This is a genomic window from Paenibacillus sp. FSL R10-2734 (assembly GCF_037963865.1).
GTDB lineage: Bacteria > Bacillota > Bacilli > Paenibacillales > Paenibacillaceae > Paenibacillus_AQ.
The window spans coordinates 2,723,383-2,742,735 of record NZ_CP150170.1 but is presented as its reverse complement, the minus strand read 5'-3'; the positions used below and the strand labels follow the sequence as shown (position 1 = coordinate 2,742,735).

Annotated in this window: 22 protein-coding genes; 1 reads left to right on the top strand and 21 read right to left on the bottom strand. The window is 46.9% G+C overall.

Features of this window, described 5'->3' with window-relative positions:
- Positions 1–47 precede the first annotated feature (47 nt).
- From dxs to NSS67_RS11760, 20 genes are all read right to left on the bottom strand, one after another.
- Entirely contained in the window at positions 48–1,952 is a 1,905-nt protein-coding gene (gene dxs, locus NSS67_RS11855) for a 1-deoxy-D-xylulose-5-phosphate synthase (protein ID WP_339319716.1), read from the bottom strand.
- Positions 1,953–2,051: 99 nt separating this feature from the next.
- Positions 2,052–2,999 (bottom strand): polyprenyl synthetase family protein, encoded by a 948-nt coding sequence (locus NSS67_RS11850; protein ID WP_339319715.1) that lies wholly within the window; start codon positions 2,997–2,999, stop codon positions 2,052–2,054.
- The gene (xseB, locus tag NSS67_RS11845; protein ID WP_339319714.1) at positions 2,986–3,243 is read right to left on the bottom strand and encodes an exodeoxyribonuclease VII small subunit; all 258 of its coding nucleotides are present in this window, start codon (positions 3,241–3,243) and stop codon (positions 2,986–2,988) included. Before xseB ends, NSS67_RS11850 begins: the two co-directional genes overlap by 14 nt.
- Complete coding sequence (xseA, locus tag NSS67_RS11840; protein WP_339319713.1) at positions 3,221–4,600, bottom strand: exodeoxyribonuclease VII large subunit; 1,380 nt, start codon at positions 4,598–4,600, stop codon at positions 3,221–3,223. Before xseA ends, xseB begins: the two co-directional genes overlap by 23 nt.
- A gap of 11 nt (positions 4,601–4,611) precedes the next feature.
- On the bottom strand, positions 4,612–5,469 hold the full coding sequence (folD, locus tag NSS67_RS11835; protein WP_339319712.1) for a bifunctional methylenetetrahydrofolate dehydrogenase/methenyltetrahydrofolate cyclohydrolase FolD: 858 nt from the start codon (positions 5,467–5,469) through the stop codon (positions 4,612–4,614).
- Between the two features lie 160 nt (positions 5,470–5,629).
- Entirely contained in the window at positions 5,630–6,082 is a 453-nt protein-coding gene (gene nusB, locus NSS67_RS11830) for a transcription antitermination factor NusB (protein WP_042190451.1), read from the bottom strand.
- A 526-nt stretch (positions 6,083–6,608) separates the two neighbouring features.
- Complete coding sequence (locus NSS67_RS11825) at positions 6,609–6,842, bottom strand: DUF2273 domain-containing protein (RefSeq protein ID WP_042129813.1); 234 nt, start codon at positions 6,840–6,842, stop codon at positions 6,609–6,611.
- A 15-nt stretch (positions 6,843–6,857) separates the two neighbouring features.
- Positions 6,858–7,397 (bottom strand): alkaline shock response membrane anchor protein AmaP, encoded by a 540-nt coding sequence (gene amaP, locus NSS67_RS11820; RefSeq protein ID WP_339319711.1) that lies wholly within the window; start codon positions 7,395–7,397, stop codon positions 6,858–6,860.
- Between the two features lie 74 nt (positions 7,398–7,471).
- Positions 7,472–7,888 (bottom strand): Asp23/Gls24 family envelope stress response protein, encoded by a 417-nt coding sequence (locus NSS67_RS11815; protein ID WP_042132343.1) that lies wholly within the window; start codon positions 7,886–7,888, stop codon positions 7,472–7,474.
- A gap of 114 nt (positions 7,889–8,002) precedes the next feature.
- On the bottom strand, positions 8,003–9,346 hold the full coding sequence (accC, locus tag NSS67_RS11810) for an acetyl-CoA carboxylase biotin carboxylase subunit (RefSeq protein WP_339319710.1): 1,344 nt from the start codon (positions 9,344–9,346) through the stop codon (positions 8,003–8,005).
- Between the two features lie 54 nt (positions 9,347–9,400).
- Positions 9,401–9,907, bottom strand: a complete 507-nt coding sequence (accB, locus tag NSS67_RS11805; RefSeq protein ID WP_339319709.1) for an acetyl-CoA carboxylase biotin carboxyl carrier protein — start codon at positions 9,905–9,907, stop codon at positions 9,401–9,403.
- A gap of 144 nt (positions 9,908–10,051) precedes the next feature.
- Complete coding sequence (locus NSS67_RS11800; protein ID WP_339319708.1) at positions 10,052–10,987, bottom strand: SpoIIIAH-like family protein; 936 nt, start codon at positions 10,985–10,987, stop codon at positions 10,052–10,054.
- Positions 10,988–11,054: 67 nt separating this feature from the next.
- Positions 11,055–11,696 (bottom strand): stage III sporulation protein AG, encoded by a 642-nt coding sequence (gene spoIIIAG / locus NSS67_RS11795; protein WP_339319707.1) that lies wholly within the window; start codon positions 11,694–11,696, stop codon positions 11,055–11,057.
- Positions 11,697–11,735: 39 nt separating this feature from the next.
- A complete protein-coding gene (gene spoIIIAF, locus NSS67_RS11790) occupies positions 11,736–12,497 on the bottom strand; it encodes a stage III sporulation protein AF (protein WP_339319706.1) in 762 nt (253 codons plus the stop codon).
- Positions 12,498–12,526: 29 nt separating this feature from the next.
- Positions 12,527–13,759 (bottom strand): stage III sporulation protein AE, encoded by a 1,233-nt coding sequence (gene spoIIIAE, locus NSS67_RS11785; RefSeq protein ID WP_339319705.1) that lies wholly within the window; start codon positions 13,757–13,759, stop codon positions 12,527–12,529.
- 42 nt (positions 13,760–13,801) lie between these two features.
- Positions 13,802–14,191 carry a stage III sporulation protein AD gene (gene spoIIIAD / locus NSS67_RS11780; protein WP_339319704.1) on the bottom strand — a complete coding sequence of 130 codons (390 nt, stop codon included), beginning with the start codon at positions 14,189–14,191 and terminating at the stop codon, positions 13,802–13,804.
- 7 nt (positions 14,192–14,198) lie between these two features.
- Positions 14,199–14,402 (bottom strand): stage III sporulation protein AC, encoded by a 204-nt coding sequence (gene spoIIIAC / locus NSS67_RS11775; protein WP_036682849.1) that lies wholly within the window; start codon positions 14,400–14,402, stop codon positions 14,199–14,201.
- A gap of 13 nt (positions 14,403–14,415) precedes the next feature.
- A complete protein-coding gene (spoIIIAB, locus tag NSS67_RS11770; protein ID WP_339319703.1) occupies positions 14,416–14,934 on the bottom strand; it encodes a stage III sporulation protein SpoIIIAB in 519 nt (172 codons plus the stop codon).
- A complete protein-coding gene (gene spoIIIAA, locus NSS67_RS11765; protein ID WP_339319702.1) occupies positions 14,927–15,928 on the bottom strand; it encodes a stage III sporulation protein AA in 1,002 nt (333 codons plus the stop codon). The genes spoIIIAB and spoIIIAA overlap by 8 nt, the downstream gene beginning before the upstream one ends.
- Positions 15,929–16,010: 82 nt before the next feature.
- Positions 16,011–16,253 carry a YqhV family protein gene (locus NSS67_RS11760; RefSeq protein ID WP_339320579.1) on the bottom strand — a complete coding sequence of 81 codons (243 nt, stop codon included), beginning with the start codon at positions 16,251–16,253 and terminating at the stop codon, positions 16,011–16,013.
- A 315-nt stretch (positions 16,254–16,568) separates the two neighbouring features.
- Here NSS67_RS11760 and NSS67_RS11755 point away from each other — a divergent pair, with 315 nt between their 5' ends.
- Complete coding sequence (locus NSS67_RS11755) at positions 16,569–17,435, top strand: YitT family protein (protein ID WP_339319701.1); 867 nt, start codon at positions 16,569–16,571, stop codon at positions 17,433–17,435.
- Positions 17,436–17,526: 91 nt separating this feature from the next.
- On the opposite strand, the gene NSS67_RS11750 is transcribed toward NSS67_RS11755, so the two are convergent.
- Complete coding sequence (locus tag NSS67_RS11750; RefSeq protein ID WP_339319700.1) at positions 17,527–19,287, bottom strand: extracellular solute-binding protein; 1,761 nt, start codon at positions 19,285–19,287, stop codon at positions 17,527–17,529.
- Positions 19,288–19,353: the final 66 nt, after the last annotated feature.

The window sequence follows — 19,353 nt, the reverse complement described above, 5'->3', positions numbered from 1 at the left end:
GGTCATCTCCCGATCGTTCAAAGGGTTACTAATTTCCGACTTCCACTTTAGGAAGACGAAGTCGTCTTGTAGCTATAAGCACTTAAAGCCTTCATGGATTTGATACGCGCACATAGTGCTTCTACAGTAAGGCCCGTTTCCTGACGTTGTTCCTTAATGGAGCCGTGCTCCACAAAGATGTCAGGTACACCCATCAGATGTACACGCGCGTCATAAAGCTCATTCTCTGCGAAGAATTCCAATACCGCACTGCCGAGACTTCCCGCTTGGCAAGCCTCTTCAATAACAACCATATTGGTTCCAGCGTGAGCCAAATCAAGCAGCATAGAGTTATCTAGTGGCTTCAGGAAACGTGCATTTACAACGCCCACCTGAATACCTTCCCGTTTCAGCAGATCAGCAGCTTCTTCAGCCACTTGAACCATAGGTCCGCAGGCCAACACAGCATAACCTTCACCTGTACGCAGCCGCTCCCACGAACCAATTGGAATGGTACGCAGCTCAGCATCCATTGCCACACCCGTTCCGTTAATACGTGGATAGCGGTAAGCAATCGGGCCATCATTATATTCAAGCGCCGTCTTCATCATATGACGCAGCTCATTCTCGTCTTTTGGCATCATCATCACCATATTAGGAATATGACGCATAAAAGCAACATCATACACACCCTGATGGGTCTCACCATCGGCACCCACAAATCCAGCACGATCAATGGCGAACATGACATTCGCGTTATGACGGCAAATATCATGGACAATCTGATCATAAGCACGCTGCATGAAGGTAGAATACACCGCATACACCGGCTTCATACCTTCCATAGCCAAGGCTGCGCACAGCGTAGCTGCATGCTGCTCAGCAATCCCGACATCAATCATACGATCCGGAAATTCCTTAGCAAAAGGAAATAATCCCGAGCCTCCTGGCATCGCAGGGGTAACAGCAATGAGTCGTTTGTCATCACGTCCCAGTTCGATCAGCGTCTCGCCGAACACTTCTGTGTACATCGGTGGACCCACAGCTTTAAGCGCTTGGCCCGACTCGATTTTGTAAGGGGAAATGGCATGCGATTTATAAAAATCGGTTTCAGCCGGTTTGTAGCCCTTACCTTTAGTTGTTAGTACATGCACCAACACAGGCCCAGCCACGTTATCTGCTTGGTGGAAGGTGTCAATCATCTTCTCCAGATCATGCCCATCTACTGGACCTAGATAAGTAAAGCCGAGTTCCTCGAAAAGAACACCAGGTACCATCATATATTTCAGGCTGTTCTTTAACTGTTCAGCAGTCTTCGCTAGACGCCCTCCGATGGCCGGGATCTTCTTAAGGAGCCCTTCAACCTCGTCTTTGGCGCGCAAATAGTGGCGATCTGAACGAATTTTGCTTAGATAATTGTGCATCGCGCCTACATTAGGAGCAATCGACATTTCATTATCATTCAAAATAACCATCAGCTTACGCTTCTCATGGCCAATATGGTTAAGTGCTTCAAACGCCATTCCGCCAGTAAGAGCCCCGTCACCAATCACGGCAATCACTTTGTTGTCTTCACCCTTGAGATCGCGGGCCATAGCCATCCCCATAGCTGCTGATAAAGAGGTGCTGCTATGTCCAGCTTCCCAGACATCATGCTCACTTTCGGAGCGTTTGACGAAGCCGCACAAGCCCTGATATTTACGCAGGGTATCGAAGCGGTCTTGACGACCGGTCAATATCTTGTGGACATAGGCCTGGTGCCCAACGTCGTAAATCATTTTGTCCCGAGGACTGTTATAGCAATAATGTAAAGCCAAAGTGAGCTCCACGACACCCAAATTGGATCCGAGATGCCCACCAGTTGCTGTAAGCTTCTCAATTAGAAATCGACGGATTTCCTCCGCTAGGGTAGTTAATTCATCGATTGACAGTGATTTCAGTTGCTCAGGATCATTTATTTGTGGAAGCAGCACGTATAGTTCCCCGCTTTCCTAGATGTTGTAAATTTTATAAAACCCATTATAACACAAACGAAACGGCTGTCGAAATACAGCCGTTTCGAAAGTACATAATTAGTGATCACGTGCCATTAAATAGTCTGCGATTTCCAGCAGGCGCTGGTTGTCGTGAAAGCCGCCGTTCAGTACAGCATTATGCGCTGTTTCTGTAAGCTGCTTTACCTCTTCACGCGATGCTTCGAGGCCAATAAAATAAGGATAGGTTACTTTTTGCTGTTTGACATCACTGCCTGTTTTTTTACCTAGTTTGCCTTCGTCCCCAACCAAATCTAGAATATCATCCTGGATTTGAAAAGCGAGTCCAATGGCTGTTCCAAATTCATGTAAAGCCTCAAGTTGCTGCTCGTTAGCACCTGCAATACGGCCGCCAGCTAAAAGCGAAAAGATAATCAAATCCCCTGTCTTATGCAGATGGATGTACTTCAGCTGTACATGATCGGTTAGACCCTGCTCGCCTTCCATATCTGCAATCTGACCGCCAACCATGCCGCGTGGACCTGCCATTTCCGCCAGATCCTCTACGATGGATAGTGCACTTTCTGCTGGAACACCAAATTTACGCGAGGCTTGTACCACACTGTAAAATGCATGGGTTAACAGCGCATCACCCGCTAGGATCGCTGTCGCTTCCCCAAACACTTTATGATTGGTCAGCTTTCCACGCCGATAATCATCATTATCCATGGCAGGTAAATCATCATGAATTAACGAGTAGGTATGTACCATCTCAACTGCAGCAGCGACAGGCAAAGCAGCCTCTCGACTACCTCCGAGTGCTTCACAAGCGGCTATCACTAGCAGTGGACGGAGGCGTTTGCCCCCAGCCATTAGTGAATACATCATCGATTGCTGCAAATTCTCCGGAACCTTCCATTGCGTAGGGAGAGTAGCCTCTAGTTCATGTGTGACTAGATCACCAATGAACGCGATGTAATCCTCCAGCGGCTGCCGCTGTGTTTCTCCTGCGGAGCTTTTTTCAAGATCATGCTCAAAGCGAGTCATCGGAATCCCCTTCCAGACGTGCACCAAACGGCTTCTTACGCAGTTCTCCGTCCTCTAGGGTAATCATTTCGATCTTACGCTCCACCTGCTCAAGCTTGCTGCCGCAAAGCTGAGATAACTTCATGCCTTGCTGAAATAAATCGATGGCCTTCTCCAGGGGAACGTCGCCGTGTTCAAGCTCACGAACGATTTCCTCCAGCCGGTCCATGGCGCCTTCAAAATCAAGTTCCGCTTCCTTCGTCATCGTCTTTGCCATCCTCCTTCATTCCCCATACCTGGCAGTTCAGCTGTCCGTCATTCATCTTTATCACTACAAGATCGCCAAGCTGCACTTCGGTCAGCGATTTGATTAAATGTTCTTCTGCCTCGTCATAGACTAAGCTGTAGCCTCTCGACATTACCTTAAGAGGGCTCAGCGCATCCAGTTGACGAATCTCCGCTACATAGCGAGATCGCTTCTCCTGCAGGCGAGCCTGCATGGCGCCCATCAGCTCTCGGCGCATGCTCTCGGTGCGCTGACGTGCTGCGGCAACGCTGCCATGCGGATGGAACCGCTGCAGACTATGATGCAGCACAGCTTTGCGCTCGCGGGAACGGCTGAGCCGTGCATCCACAGAGCGCTGGAGCCGCTCACGCAGCTGGTCCAGCCGCTGCGTGTGCTGCATCAGCGAGCGGCGCGGGCCTGCCAGCGCCAGCGAGCGTTCCAGCCCCGCGTGACGCTCGCGTCCGCGCTGGGCGCGTCTTTGCAGCGCTTGGCGCAGCCGCTGCTGCTGTTGGCGAAGCTGCGCAGCAAGCTCGCCGGCGTGTGGCACGGCCAGCTCAGCGGCCGCTGTAGGCGTAGCCGCTCGGAGGTCGGCGGCGAAATCGGCAATCGTGAAGTCGGTCTCGTGGCCAACGGCCGAGATGACCGGAATCCTTGATGCCGATATCGCACGCGCGACTTCCTCCTCGTTGAACGCCCACAGCTCCTCAAGCGAACCGCCGCCACGGCCGACGATAAGCACGTCGGCCTCACCCATGGCGTTAAGCGCTCCAATCGCCTTCACGATGGAAGGCGCGGCACCTTTGCCTTGCACCAGCACAGGATAGATTACAATGGCCACCTGCGGAAACCGCCGCTGGAGTGTAATCACAATATCCCGTACAGCTGCACCCGTTGGCGAAGTAATCACGCCGATACACTTCGGAAAGCGGGGCAAAGGGCGTTTACGCGCTTCTGCAAACAGCCCCTCTTTCTCAAGCTTACTCTTCAGCTGCTCATAGGCTAAATATAGACTACCAATTCCATCAGGCTGCATATGTGTGGCATAGAACTGGTACTGCCCATCACGTTCATATACGGTCACATTACCTCTAGCAATTACCCGAGCACCTTCCTTCGGAATAAAGGGTAAGCGCTGGTTATGGGAAGCGAACATAATCGCCTTGATTCGGCTGCTCTCATCCTTAAGCGTAAAATACATATGACCGCTACCGTGATGCGTAAAGTTAGAAATCTCTCCGCGAATCCATACATCCGAAAGTAAAGTATCAGAGTCTAGCTTCATGCGGATATAACGGTTGAGTTCTTTTATCGAATAGACCTGCCGCTCTGCCGCCATGAATCCTACCCCTATTCCAAGCCGTGACGGCGTTTAGCCGCAATCAGCGTGTTGCTCATCAGCATTGTAATGGTCATCGGTCCAACCCCACCCGGAACAGGTGTGATATATCCGGCAACTTCTTTTGCACTATCATAATCAACGTCACCCGCGAGCTTACCGTTATCCAAACGGTTCATACCCACATCGATGACTACAGCACCCGGCTTCACATACGAAGCGTCAATGAAATTCGCGCGTCCGATCGCAACAACTAGAATATCCGCTTGACGGCTAATTTCTTGCATATTAGCTGTACGGGAGTGGCACATCGTAACCGTAGCATTCTCACGTTGCAGTAGCAAAGATACTGGCTTACCTACAATATTACTGCGGCCAATGACCACAGCATGTTTACCAGCCATACCTGTTCCTGTACGTTTGATTAGTTCAATTACACCTGCAGGTGTACAAGGAAGTAGACTGTCAGCACCAATCACTAGGTTACCTACATTTACAGGATGGAAGCCGTCAACGTCTTTCTCCACAGAGATTGCATCAATGACAGCTTTTTCCTCAATATGCTTAGGCAACGGAAGCTGAACCAGAATACCATCAATATCATCGCGTCCATTAAGCTGCGCTACGAGAGCCAGCAATTCTTCCTGAGAAGTAGACTCATCCAGTTTATGCACTTCCGAATGGAAACCAAGGCTGATACAGGATTTCTCCTTGTTGCGAACATAAACTTGTGATCCTGGATCTTCACCTACTAGAATTACTGCCAGACCGGGCTTCACACCACGTTTAGCCAGTTCAGCAACCTCTTGGGCAATACCAATACGAATTTCCTCAGATACTTGTTTACCACTGATGATTGCTGCTGTCATGATAGTCTCTCCCCTTTTATATACTTTACTATTACTATTGTACAAGCATAAACGCCTTCGGCGTCCTTACGTGGACGGTAAGCGTTTATGCGAGAAATATAAAACATAAAGAATAGGTGAATAACGGTGAATAACTTATACTTGCTTATATTTTATAAAATTAAGAATGGTCAGCTTTAATGGTATCAATCTCTTGGATCATCTTGCCAAGAACTCCATTTACAAACTTACCAGAATCATCTGTTCCAAAATGCTTAGCCAAATCTATAGCCTCATTCACAGCAACCTTCGCAGGAACATCATTCGCGAACACCATTTCATACGCCGCAAGACGTAAAATCTGACGATCCACACGTGACAGACGGCTCATTTGCCAGCCCTTCAAGTAATGCTCAAGCATATCGTCAATAGCAACCTTGTGCTCCCATACACCGTTTACATGCTCTACCACATAGTGCTTGAGCTGAATCTCGTCCGTAATTACACGTTCGGTTTCATTCTCCTCTGAAGCTTCCTCCAACAGCATTTCTACGGCTTCGGCGCTTTCTACATCGTTCATTTCCATCTGATACAGGCTTTGGACAATAATCTCTCTCGCTATACGTCTTTTCATGTGTTCCTCCTAAAATCTATATCGCATTAACTTGTTTACTCAAACTTCTACAACACGAACATCCATAGGTATAGCTTCACACCTAAGTATGATAATCATTCATTTCACAAAACTTTTATGAGACCCCGATTCACATCACACAATGAAAATGTTTTGCCTTTATTCACCCATACCTTAAGCTGGACTAGAGAAGCCTGCAAATATGCAGCTTTTTGCACAGATATCCTTTTCATTAGAGCCAAAAACTGCAAATCTACAGGTATATCCTCACATATGACTCGGAGACCTCTTTTGGAGCAAGAATAACTGCAGATTTGCAGGAATTAACGCTTTAGCCATCCTCGGATCATTTAAAACTGTATTTTTGCAGGTTTATTCGTCAAGGTGCCGGGGTGCCAAGGTGTCGGGTTATAGTTACTGGTTAGCTAACTTAGATTTACGTAAAAAAACCGCAAAGCCTTTCTTCCAGGGGCATTGGACAACACAAACTTACGGTTTCCTACTCCGGGAAAAAGACTATCGCGGTTCACTTGAAGGGACGCCAGCGTCCGGACAGACGCGTAATCAGCTCCTGCCACTGAAACAGGGGAGCCTCTGCGTTATCCTTTCTCTTGCCGAGCGTATATCCGATGAACACTACCAGTGCAAAGAACAGCATATCCCAAAAACCGCAAATTAAATATATCAAACCTAGACCAATGCCGAAAGTCACTCCGGCGATTCTACCCCCGTGACTTTCCCATACTTCTTTCCAAGACATAAGGGAAATTCACCTCTATTCCACTCGACTTTTGAAGCTTGGAGACTGTGTGAGGTTAGCAATATATACAGACACATCAGCAACCGGAATACCGGTTGTCTCCTGCACAAAATCATGCACCTGACGCTGCACTTCTGTGGTAAGTAGCGGCAATGAATGCTCACCATCCACTACTGCACGAATTGTAATTTCAAGGCCAGCCTGAGAAACGCGAATACGCGATTTAAGATCTCTGATTCCCTTCACTTTACCGGCAGCCTTCAAACTCAAATTCTCAATGGTCTCCACTGAAATTTGGATATCCCCATACTCAGTACGCTGATCAACAGAAGGCAAAGTAGCGCGATCACGACGCAAAGAGATGTAGAAAAATCGGATGCTCAGAAGGAACAAGACAACTGCTACTATAATTGCAGTAATGTAAGCTGCTGGTCCATTCTCAATTTCCAAAGTTTTAGGAATCGCACCGCTCAAGAGGAGGATGGCAATAACAGATAGTATTCCGATACTTAAGCTGTAGACAAACAGCAAAAGTCTGTCCAAAATTTTTGCCACGAGTCTCATAACCTCCTTAAATTAGAGTAAACCCTCGACTTTGCTGTCGGGGGTTTATGGAAGAACGACGACTGTTATTTCACGCGAAGAACCGTTTCAGCTTCCTCGTTCTTGTCTACAGTATTGTTGTTCTTGAATTGTACATCATGAATATGCACATTCACTTCCACAACTGTCAGACCAGTCATAGTCTCGATGGAACGCTTAACGTTGCGCTGAATTTCAGCAGCTACTTCAGGAAGACGGTTACCATATTCAATGATTACAGAAACATCCACCGCAGCTTCACGTTGTCCAACCTCTACTTTAACTCCTTTGGACAAGTTCTTACGTCCGAGAAGCTCAACAATACCACCGGCGAAACCGCCGCTCATGCCAGCTACACCTTTAACCTCAACGGTCGCTAAACCTGCAATCACCTCGATCACTTCAGGAGCGATCTGGATCTCACCGATTTCTGTCCGTTCGTATTCTGTCGGCAATGTACTCATTTTAGACTTCACACCTTTCAACAAAGATTCTCATAAATTCAAGCGTAAAGCACGTCTCTTATTAAACATACTATATCATTTGACGAACTTTATGACAAACAAAGCGAAGTCGTCCTAAATTTCATACTCTTCCAGAAACTTGATGTCAAAATTACCATCCAGAAAGACAGGATGCTCCAACAGTTTCTGATGGAAAGGGATTGTAGTATGTATTCCCTCCACGGCAAATTCGGCTAAGGCGCGCTTCATCTTCGCAACCGCTTCCTGACGTGTAGGTGCCCATACAATCAGCTTTGCAATCATAGAATCATAGAAAGGAGAAATCGTATAACCAGGGTACGCTGCACTGTCTACACGAACACCGAGACCTCCAGGCGGCAAATAAAAGCCAATCTTACCTGGTGAAGGCATAAAATTACGTTCTGGATCTTCCGCATTGATACGGCATTCAATCGCCCAGCCATGAATCACGATATCTTCCTGTGTAAATGACAAAGGATTTCCTTCCGCAACTGAGATCATTTCCTTAATCAAATCCACACCCGTAACCATTTCTGTTACCGGATGCTCCACCTGAATACGAGTATTCATCTCCATGAAGTAGAACTGTCCATCCGGTCCAAGGAGGAATTCAAGCGTACCTGCTCCCGAATAATTTACGGCAAGCGCTGCTCGAACTGCAGCGTTACCCATCGCTTCACGGATGTCCGATGTGAGCACAGAACAAGGAGCCTCTTCAAGCAGCTTCTGGCGACGGCGCTGCACGGAGCAATCACGTTCACCTAAATGCACTACATTACCATGCTTATCTGCAATGATCTGAATTTCTACGTGCTTCATGCCTGTTAGGTACTTTTCCAGATATACACCAGCGTTACCGAACGCCTTCTGTGCTTCCTGTTGTGCAGCAGTGATCTGCTTCACCAATGACTCCTCGTCCTCAGCAATCCGAATGCCCTTGCCCCCGCCACCTGCTGTAGCCTTAATGATAATCGGGTATCCGATATCGCGGCCCAGCATGACGGCTTCTTCAACATCACCTACAAGGCCATCTGAGCCAGGGATGATCGGAACTCCAGCCAGCTTCATGGTTTCCTTCGCCACAGCTTTATCACCCATACGGTTGATTGCATCTGGAGATGGCCCAATGAAGATAATATTGCAAGATTCACAAATCTCTGCAAAATCTGCATTTTCAGCTAAAAATCCATAACCAGGATGGATGGCATCACATTCTGTTAAGGTGGCCACACTCATAATATTTGTAAAGTTCAGATAGCTGTCCTTGGACGGCATCGGACCGATGCAGTAAGCTTCATCAGCCAACCGGACATGCAGTGAATCACGGTCGGGTTCCGAATAGACTGCGACGGTGGAAATGCCCAGTTCTCGGCAGGCCCTAATAATGCGGACCGCGATTTCGCCGCGGTTGGCAATCAACACTTTTTGAATGTTCATGCGTTTCCTCCCAAAGTTTTGCGAAGCTTCCGCTCCATAAGTAATCTGCGGTATTTATTCCGGTTTAACAAGGAATAGCGGCTGACCGTATTCAACAAGCTGACCATTCTCGGCCAGTACAGACACGATTTCACCTTTAATCTCCGCTTCCAGCTCATTCATCAGCTTCATCGCTTCGATAATGCATACCGTTGTTTTCTCACTGACACGGTCACCAACATTAACGAACGATGGCAATTCCGGAGAAGCGGCACTATAAAAAGTCCCCACCATTGGAGATACAATTTTATGTAGTTTGCCTTCTGCGGCTGCTTGTGGCTGCGCTGTAGGAACATCGCTGATTACTGGATAGGGCACTTGCTGCACGCTCTGCGGCTGCGGGGCAGGCGTAAAGGGATAGCCATTATAAGGAGTCGCCTGTACTGCTGTTCCATCAGCTTCAGGGCGATCCGGTTTGCGAATTGCAAGCTTCATTCCTTCGCTTTCGATCTCCAACTCATGTACAGAGGAGGTCTGGTCCAGCAATTTAATTAATTCCTTAATTTCGCTCAACTTGAACATACATCAGTTCACTCCTTCAGCTTTCTCTCGAAGCCACTTCTTAAGCGGACAAGATAACTTTATGTATTATATCACAAACGCTAGAAATGGAAAGAGCCCGGGAGAACCCGAGCTCTTTCGTCATTTTTCCTATAATTTCACTGCTTATTTTTTCTCAGAAACGTATTGAACACTAACTTTATCCTGAGACACGCTCAGTTCTTTCATCACGAGATCAACGATACTAACCGCTTGCTTCACATCCAACTTGTCACTCAGTACGACGACTTTATAGCTGTCTCCAGCTTCTTCCTTCACGATGGCTTCACCATATTTTTGTTGAAGCTGTTCTTCGATACCCGTAATTTTGGATTCTTTTTCTTCAAGATTAAGGAGCTGCTCTTGAGCAACAGCATTATCAGCAGGCGTCTTCTCCATATTATTAATCAAAGCGAGTAAGTCTTGTTGGCTCTTTAGATTCTTTTGTTCACGTTCATACAGGTAGTTAGTGAACATGCTGCTCGCCGATACACTTTGTGAAGCTACTTCATCCAGAATTTCTTTATCATTCTTAGCAGGGGTCTTGGTTGTTGTATTGGCAGCTGCTGTATCTGTAGCAGTTGTATCTTTAGCCGCTTTATCTGTAGTACCTTTATCTGTAGTAGCTGTATCCTTGGCTGCTGTATCAGAAGTTTTACTGGAGTCTTTTGCAGCAGTGTCAGTCGTAGCTTTCTCTGAGTTACTACTGTTTGCTTCAGCTTTACTGCTGTCCTCCTTAACCGCTGTAGTTGCACTGTCATCAGTAGTTGCGGTAGCTGCACTATCATCAGTAGCAGTGGTGCCGCTAGCGCTATCTACGACGCCTTTATCCGCAACAACCTCTCCTTGATTGACCACTTCGTTCACAACGATACCTTTGTCGCCAACCGTTGGTAATGCTGCGTTCGCTGTGTCTTTTTTCAAGGAATCCACCTGCATTGTTCCTGCTGTGTCTTTCGGAATCGAGGCACCTGAGTCTTCAGTGAATAAATAGTATGCAGAGAGGACCACCATCAAGCTGAGCATAGAAACCAACCATATCGTTTGTCTTTTGCCGTTCATTGCTTATTCCTCCTAAAATTTAATCTAGTGGCTGCTTCGGAAGCACTCACTTATTGACTTTCTCCTGCTACTCTTGTTTGCGTGGTACTACTGAAATGCGCTGAATCGGAACATACAAGCCTTTTTCGATAGCCTGCTCTATGAGTCCACGGACAACCTTGTTCTCTGCCCCTTTGGCAACTACCAGTACACCACGAACCTGAGGCTTAATCCGCTTCGTCACAATAGGTGTCTCATCGCCCGATTGCGAGTAAGTTACGATTTCGCCATCCCTTGTATATTGTGTCGTGTGACGTTTACCACCACTGGCATCCGTCTCTTCACTAAGCTGCTGGGAGTCATTCATATTGCGCACCACGACAATTTCTTCTGTTGACTCCACGGTAACCATGATATCGACGGTACCGACGCCAACGATTTTCTCCAAAATCTCCTTCATTCGGTTCTCCATTGCCAGTTCAATGCTGTCGAACGAATTGGTTGCTCCTGGATCACTCTGCACCAGCGCCGTTTGGGAGGACTGATTCAGCGGAGGTTCACGCCCCGTATTCTCGTTATCAATCTTCTTCACATTAACAAAGGAATTGAACAGCATGATCGCTGCACCCAGCAAACCTAGAATGATCAGCCAGCGAAAAGTATGGCTTCTCTTCGGACTGCCAGCCCCGCCACCAGCCCATTGCTCCAGCTTTTTCATCCAATTGCCCATCCTATCCCTCCTAAAATTGTTAGTTTAGAAGCTGCAAACTTATAATTTAACGTTATTGTCATCGTTGCCATCTACATGGATTACATTGGGATCCAAATCCCATTTTTGTTCCAGCAGCTTTACGATGGATTCCGATTCACTAGAAGAAGTGTTGTCTTCTGTTACCTCTCCGTTTACTGCTTTGGGTTCATCTGCAGATACCGATCCATTCTCTGGATTCGCATCGATTTTAACTTCTACAGGCTCTACAGGAGTGATAGTAATCGGCGGAGCAGCAGCTGCGCTAGAAGTTCCGGGAGCTCCTATGGTACTAGCTGTTGCTGGGGACATTGAAACCCTCACTGCGGAGATGACAGGGATGTCTTCGTTACCAGTGCCTCCGGATTTTCCCATGCCGAGCGTTACGGTGACATTAACCCCGCGTTTGCCGGTCTCGCTGATGATTTGCTCTCTCATCTGTTCAGCGACCTCTTCTGCCGCCAGCTTTAGACTTTGATCCTGACGCCCTTGTGCAAGCTTTTGCCCATCTGCCAAAATCTGTTCCAAAGAGGTATCCCCATTTCCCCCTCCTGTGAACAGGCCGCCTTCTTTCTCCTGTCGCTCCATGGCTATACTCAGCTCGGATATGGCATCACCTTTAAGGAGAGAAACGATTGGGCTAAGCATGGTAAGCAGGATCAGGAGGCTCAGCACCAGCCTCGCATAACGCTCCATGGATTTACTCGGTAGGAGTAACTCAACGAACGATGCTAGTAGCACGACAAGTATGATCTCTCGTAGCCAATCGCCCAACCAGCTCATTGTTTCCCCCTCCTAGAAGTTTTTCAAGTTCACCTCATCATGACGGTTAAATTGCCAGCGGTCAGCATGATCGTGACGGCCATAAAAAACATTAAGGATACAGCTGCCAAGGCTGCAAATACGTACACCATGCTTTTTCCAATCGTCTGTAGGCAGACTACAATCGGTGTCTCTCCTAACGGCTGCATCACAGCAGCAGCTACATTGTAGATCAGAGCAAGCACCAGAATTTTGATCGCTGGAAAAGCACAAAGGAATAAAATTATAATGACACCGGATAGCCCAATGGCGTTCTTCACCAGAAGGGAGGCTGAGATCACTGTATCTGTAGCATCCGCGAACATTTTCCCAATAACTGGAACAAAGTTGCCTGTGATATATTTAGCAGCCCGAATCGTAACACCATCCGTCACTGAACTCGTGATCCCCCTGACTGAAATCACTCCGAGGAACACAGTTAGCAGTACTCCTAGCAGTCCGGCACCGATATTTCTTAGTAGATTCGCCAGCTGAGTCAGCTTGTATTTCTCCGACAACGCACTTACGATATGCAGTACCGCCGAGAAGAAAAGAAGTGGAAATACAATGGTGTGGATCAAGGTGCCAACCGTATGAATCATAAAAACAATTAGCGGATGTGTGACCGAGACGGTAAAGACATTTCCCATGGAAGCCAGTAACGCGAATAGCAACGGAATCATGGCCATCATAAAATCAATCATTCGGTCGATAGCATCCTTCGCATAACCAATTGCAATATTGAAGCTGTTGACCGCAATCACCAGCACCACCATATAACAGAGCGTATAAGCCACTTTACTGACCGTTTTTCGCTCAAAAGCGGTTTGCAGCGTCTCCAGTATCATGCTGAGCACACTGACCATGACAATCGTGACCAGCAGCCTTCCGTTGTACAGCACTTCATGCCACATAAAGCCTAGAAGACCTGACAACACACTTTGCAAGCTAAGCCCCTTATCCCCGGGAAGCAGCATGTCCATAAGCGATGGTGTAGCCCCGTCTGGAAAAAAACCTCCGTAATCCTTCATCAGTTGATCCCAGTACGACTCCACCTTATCTGTAGGCAGATTGTTCACCTGACCCTTGACCCACTGATCTATTGGGGTGGGACTGCTAGACCCTGATGTTGGAGAAGCTGTAGCCAGCTGAGTTGTACCTGCAAACCATAGAATGAAGAAGCATGGGATCAGCAGCAGTATTATTTTTAATTTTGGAGGACGAAAAACACTGCGCTCCTGCATAACTTCTCCTCCCTAATCTTTGCTTAGCTTCCTTCGATTGCTTCAAGTTGGTAGCAGCTTCATGACCGTTTCAATAATGATGCTGATAATGGGTACAGCTAGTACCATAATCAGTACTTTTCCGGCAAGCTCTATCTTGGAAGCAATCGATTCCTGTCCTGCATCACGCACGATCTGTGCTCCAAATTCTGCGATATATGAAATTCCTATGATTTTGAACACGGTTTTCAAATAGATCATTTCCATCCCCGATGACTCAGCCACCCGCTCCAGTGTAGAGAGAATCATGCCAATCTTACCGATTAGAAACAGAAAGATCATAATTCCTGTTGCAGTAGCGAGGAGAAAGGCGAACATCGGTTTTTGTTCCTTCAACACGAGAATCAATATGGTCGCTATCAGCCCGATTCCAACAACCTGAATAATTTCCATAGCACGCCTACTGAAAAAGAAAGATCGTTTTTATTTCCTGCAGCAGTCCGTCCAGCATTCGAATAACCATAAACAGCACGACGACGAACCCGATCACGGTAACCCAATGTGCAAAATCTTCTTTTCCCATCTGTTTTAGCACCGTGTGTATCATGGCGATAATTATGCCAATGCCGGCAATTTGAAAAATCGCATTGACTTCAATATTCATTCCTGGCACCTCGCTAAAAGATCAAAATGACGATCAATGCTCCAAGCAGCAGACCCAGGCTTTTACTCAATTTTTCATATTTGCCTTGATCCTCTCTGGCCACCGACTCCTCCTGCTTCAATTGCTGCAACGCTAACGAGATATGAGTACTCTGATTCGACCTATCGCTTGTGCCGAGAGTACAACTGAGCTGGCGGAGAATCTCTTTTTCTGTCCCCTTCATTGCGGTGGACCTCCAATGCGCCTCCATAGCCCTCTGGATGGCATCCTGTGCGCTTCGGTCATGGGGAGGGCTCATCTCCTCAGCTGTTTTAACAAACAACGATTTGAGCGGTTCCTTAGACTGCATTCCAATTCGCCGCATAGCTTCCGGCAATGGGGTAAAGCCGTACATTATCTCTGTTTCCAGCCGCTGTAACGCTGCTATTAAGCCTCTGATGTGTCTTGGCCTGTCTGCATATTGTCTTGCAAATTGAAGTCCTGCCAAAGTGCCAGCCAGCACAATCAGCACGGCACCGAATAGCTTAAGCATGTAAATCACCGCCTAATCGATCCCCGGGAGAGATAAGTAGTAATCCGCGTTTCTGTCCATCCAGAATACGGAAGGAGAGCCCCGCTTCAGAGCGGTGCAGAATGACGTATCTCTCGAACATCTTCTGTTCCAATAGCCCGCCAAGCCCCGGCCTACGAGCCAGTTCTATTACCTCTTTACCGTGAGCCGAAGCAACGACTGATATTCCAGCATGCAGCGCTTCGGTGACCGCATCGGCGTCTTCTGGACGACCAATCTCATCAGCGATCAATACATCAGGTGACAAGGAGCGAATCATCATCATCATGCCTTCTGCTTTGGGACAACCATCGAGGATGTCCGTACGCGGGCCGACATCAAAGGCGGGAATCCCGCGCCTGCTTCCGGCAATCTCTGAACGTTCATCGACAATCCCTACCTTTAAGCCGGGCCTATTGCCTTCACGCTTGCCCAAATCCCCTAAGGAGATTTGTCTTGCGATATCGCGAAGAAGTGTAGTCTTACCGTGCTGTGGGGGCGAGAGGATCAAGGTGTGCATCATTCGCTGCCTCCCCTTGTCCAGCAGATAAGGCAGCACCTTGTCTGCGACACCGGGGACCTCACGGGCTATACGGACATTGAAGCTTGTTATGTCGCGTAGATGCTCCACACCTCCACCACTCAGCACCGTCCGACCAGCAAGTCCTATTCGATGGCCGCCGGGAATCGTTATAAATCCCTTTCTCAGCTCTTCTTCCATCGTATATAGTGAATGGTTGCTGATCAGATCTAGCAGTCTATGACTGTCTTCCCGATCCGGCCTATAGGCTTCTTCCGGCTTCTGTGTTAAGCTGCCATTTGCTCTAAGGAAGTGATATTTACCTGAATAGTTAATCTCCAGCGGACGACCTTCACGGACCCGAATCTCTTCCACCATTCCAAGTAGCGGAAGGGGAAGGCACTTTAATAGTGCTCTTACTTTTTCAGGAAACAATTGTAGCCAATCATCTGCCATACAAAGTACCCCCAAGTTGTCCTCTATCTTTTTGCTTTATTCCATATTTATGCTTGTACGCGCCCAATATGCCTATCATCTATCATTTTTTTAGAATCCCAATTAAGAGAAAGGCTACACCACAACCGACCCAGCCCAGTTTGCTCCAAGACAACTGCTGAGCCATCCCTGATAGGCCGATCGCTGTCGTCAATATCAAGATGGTCGGGCCTACCAAAGCCAGCCCAGAATTAACTGCGAGCGCCTTATCCACCTGATTCAACCGCAGCATAATAAGCGCAGCTGTAATCTCCGCACTGCCCGAGAGCAACCGTAGAATCGCCATCCAGCTTACATACTTGTCCAATCTACTCAACTCCTAACTTTTACTAATTCACACCACTAGGGCTTGTTTGTCCTTCTCTTATCCATGGATATGCGATAATTACTCACTTTAGACAAGAAGAAATGACAGAATTGCAAGACCCGCTATGAAAGAGTTCATAGTGCTCCCCTATATAAATAAATATAATCAGTACGATAAATTAATTTTTTACGAATACTTCCATCTATGGTATCCTTGTTAATTGGAAATATAGTGGGTTTATATTTTCAAAAAGAGCAGACTATAAAGACATATGAAAAAGAGGGGATTTGTGTCATGCAAGTTCGAAGTTACGGGTTACCGACCAACATGCGGACCGTAGTAAAACCACTTAAGGAAGTAGCTATCATTATTTTTTCAGCTTTATTAATTGCAAGTGGGATGCGATTGTTTCTAATCCCTCATCAGCTTCTGAGTGGTGGGGTAGCAGGGGTAGCTTCCGTCATCGGTTATATAACGGATCCGAAGTACATCTCCAAGCTTTATTTTGTGATAAATCTTCCTTTAATTGTATGGGGATTTATTGCGGTGGGAAAAAAATACATTTTTCTAAGCATGCTTTCGGTAGTAGCCACCACCTGGTTCATGACTATTATTCCTGAGGTGCAAGTGACCAAGGACCCGATTCTGGCAAGTATTTTCGGCGGGGTAATTATTGCTGGCGGCGTTGGTTTTTCTCTCCGTACAGGGGGCTCTTCCGGGGGATTTGATATATTAGGCTCGATTATTTCACGTAAACGCGATATTGCAATGGGGAATGTAATGTTCTTATTGGATGGTATGGTTATTCTAAGCTTAGGCTTCTTTAAAAGCTGGGACTCCGCCTTGTACGCTATGCTCTGTATTTTTGTAAAGAGTAGAGTAGTGGATATGATTCATATCCGCCATGTGAAGCTGACCTGCTTCATTGTTACGAAAGAAAGAGAAAAGATGCTTAATCGACTTACACAGCTGCCACACGGTATCACAGTCGTCAATGCAGAGGGTGGCTACAGTCATGAGGGAAATACCATGCTAATGACGGTAACGACCCGTTATGAGCTTGCAAATCTACGAAAGACTATTCTTGAGGCGGACCCAAGCTCCTTCGTCAATGTTGTAGAGACTGTAGAGATTCAGGGCCGGTTCAAACGATTGGGTTAATACGAGGGTCTAATATCTTAACACGCAAAAAGGAACGCTGCATCGAATCTGCAGCGTTTCTTTTCATTTATAGGTGATATTTATTTTCCTCTTATTTTTTACTAGCAGAAATATACCAGTCATTAACTTCCTTAGTAATTTGATCTCCGCCTGATTTCTTCCAGTTGGCCACCATCGTGTCGAACTCTTCGATAGGAGATTGACCATAAATGATCTTGGAGTACGTTTGGAGTACCAGTTTCTTCAATAACTCATTTTTGGATTTCATGGTTTCGGTCAGGGGTCCTTGGAAGTAATTTTTCATCCGGATATCCTTCTGTTCCATGACGATCTTCATCGCTTCGATGTTCTCCGGTTTACGAACCGCAGCCGTTGCAATTTCATACGGTGTTTCCGGTGTACCCCCGTCTGCCAGCTTGCTCATCGTATCTGCATACAATCCTGGCTCACGAGCACCATCAAAAGTAAGGGAGTAGTAGATAGGTTCAACCAAATGTGTACGGTCGCCATAGCCCGGGAATAGATCTGGGTATTTCGCTGGATCCTTAACTACAGTACCATCTGCTTGCTTGGCATAGTCATAACCTTCAGCAAAGCCATTTTCGAATATGCCACCCTTTTGCGGGTTCGCCCAGTTATCGAATAAGAAGTTATAATAACGCAGCAGCGCTTCTGGATGCTTCGAATCCTTATTGATGAGCATCCAACCGTTGACTGAAGGATTACCACTTTGTGTACCTATTTTGCCATCAGGACCGGCAGGAATAGCATAAGCTTTGTATTTTGAACCAGGAACGTTGTTCAGCAGATCGCCAAACGGCCAGTCAGGAAGCCAGTTACGGCCCACAATTGCACCCGCTTGACCTTTAGTGAATTGCTCGTAACCACCATTTTCATCGACAAGACCTGCATCTTTGGTGATATAGCCTTTTTCCATCCATGTCTTCAGTGTAGATAGTGCTTGCTTAGCACCTGGATCGATCGAACCGTAGCTGAGCTGCCCATCTGCACCTTTATTCCATTGTTCCGGCAGTGTGCCGAAATCACCAAACAACCAACTGATATCAGCAATCCAGTTCAAGTAGGTATTTTTGAAACCCGTTGCCAGACCAAGTGTATCTTTCTTGCCGTTGCCATCAGGATCTTGGTTTACAAAAGCGTCCATGATGCTCTCGAAATCGGCTAGTGTCTTAGGAGCCTGCAGCCCCAGCTTATCCATCCAGTCTTGACGCAGCCAGAGTACCATGTCGTCATTATATGCGTAATCTAGAACTGGAAGCGCCATAACCTTGCCATCGCGTGTTACTGGCAGCAACGTATCCGGATTGAGCTCCATCCCCTTCTTGTATACATCTCCAGCATACTTGTCGATCAAACTACCCACATCCATGAACTGGCCGGAATCAATCAGCATATTGACCGTTTCCATATCTCCGCGGTAGGTGATCACGTCCGGCATTTTATCACCAGAAGACAACATTAGTCGAATCTTCGTCTGATAGGCTTGGTTAGTGTCAGTGACAACCCAATCATATTTCACATCAATGCCTAGATTATCTTTCATGTAAGTGTTGAGGACGTTGTTCTCCATACTCTCGCCAGTTTTATAGTAATAGTTGTTACCAATAGCCTTAACCGTTGTAAGTGTGATTGGCTCTGCATACTTACTGCCATCCCAACCGGTTTCGTCAACATTACTTTTTGGCTGTACTGCATTATCAGTAGTGCTGTTCCCGTTCTTTGCTGCATCTTTGGTTGCATTCGAACTGTTGTCATTATTGCCCGAGCAAGCCGCCAGACTTAGCGCCATTACCGTAGCCAGCAATAAGTTGCTTATTCTTTTGTATTGCATTTTCTTCTTTTCCCCCTAGATCGTATTGAGAGCGCTTACCCTTGCTCTACATATCAAACTATAATT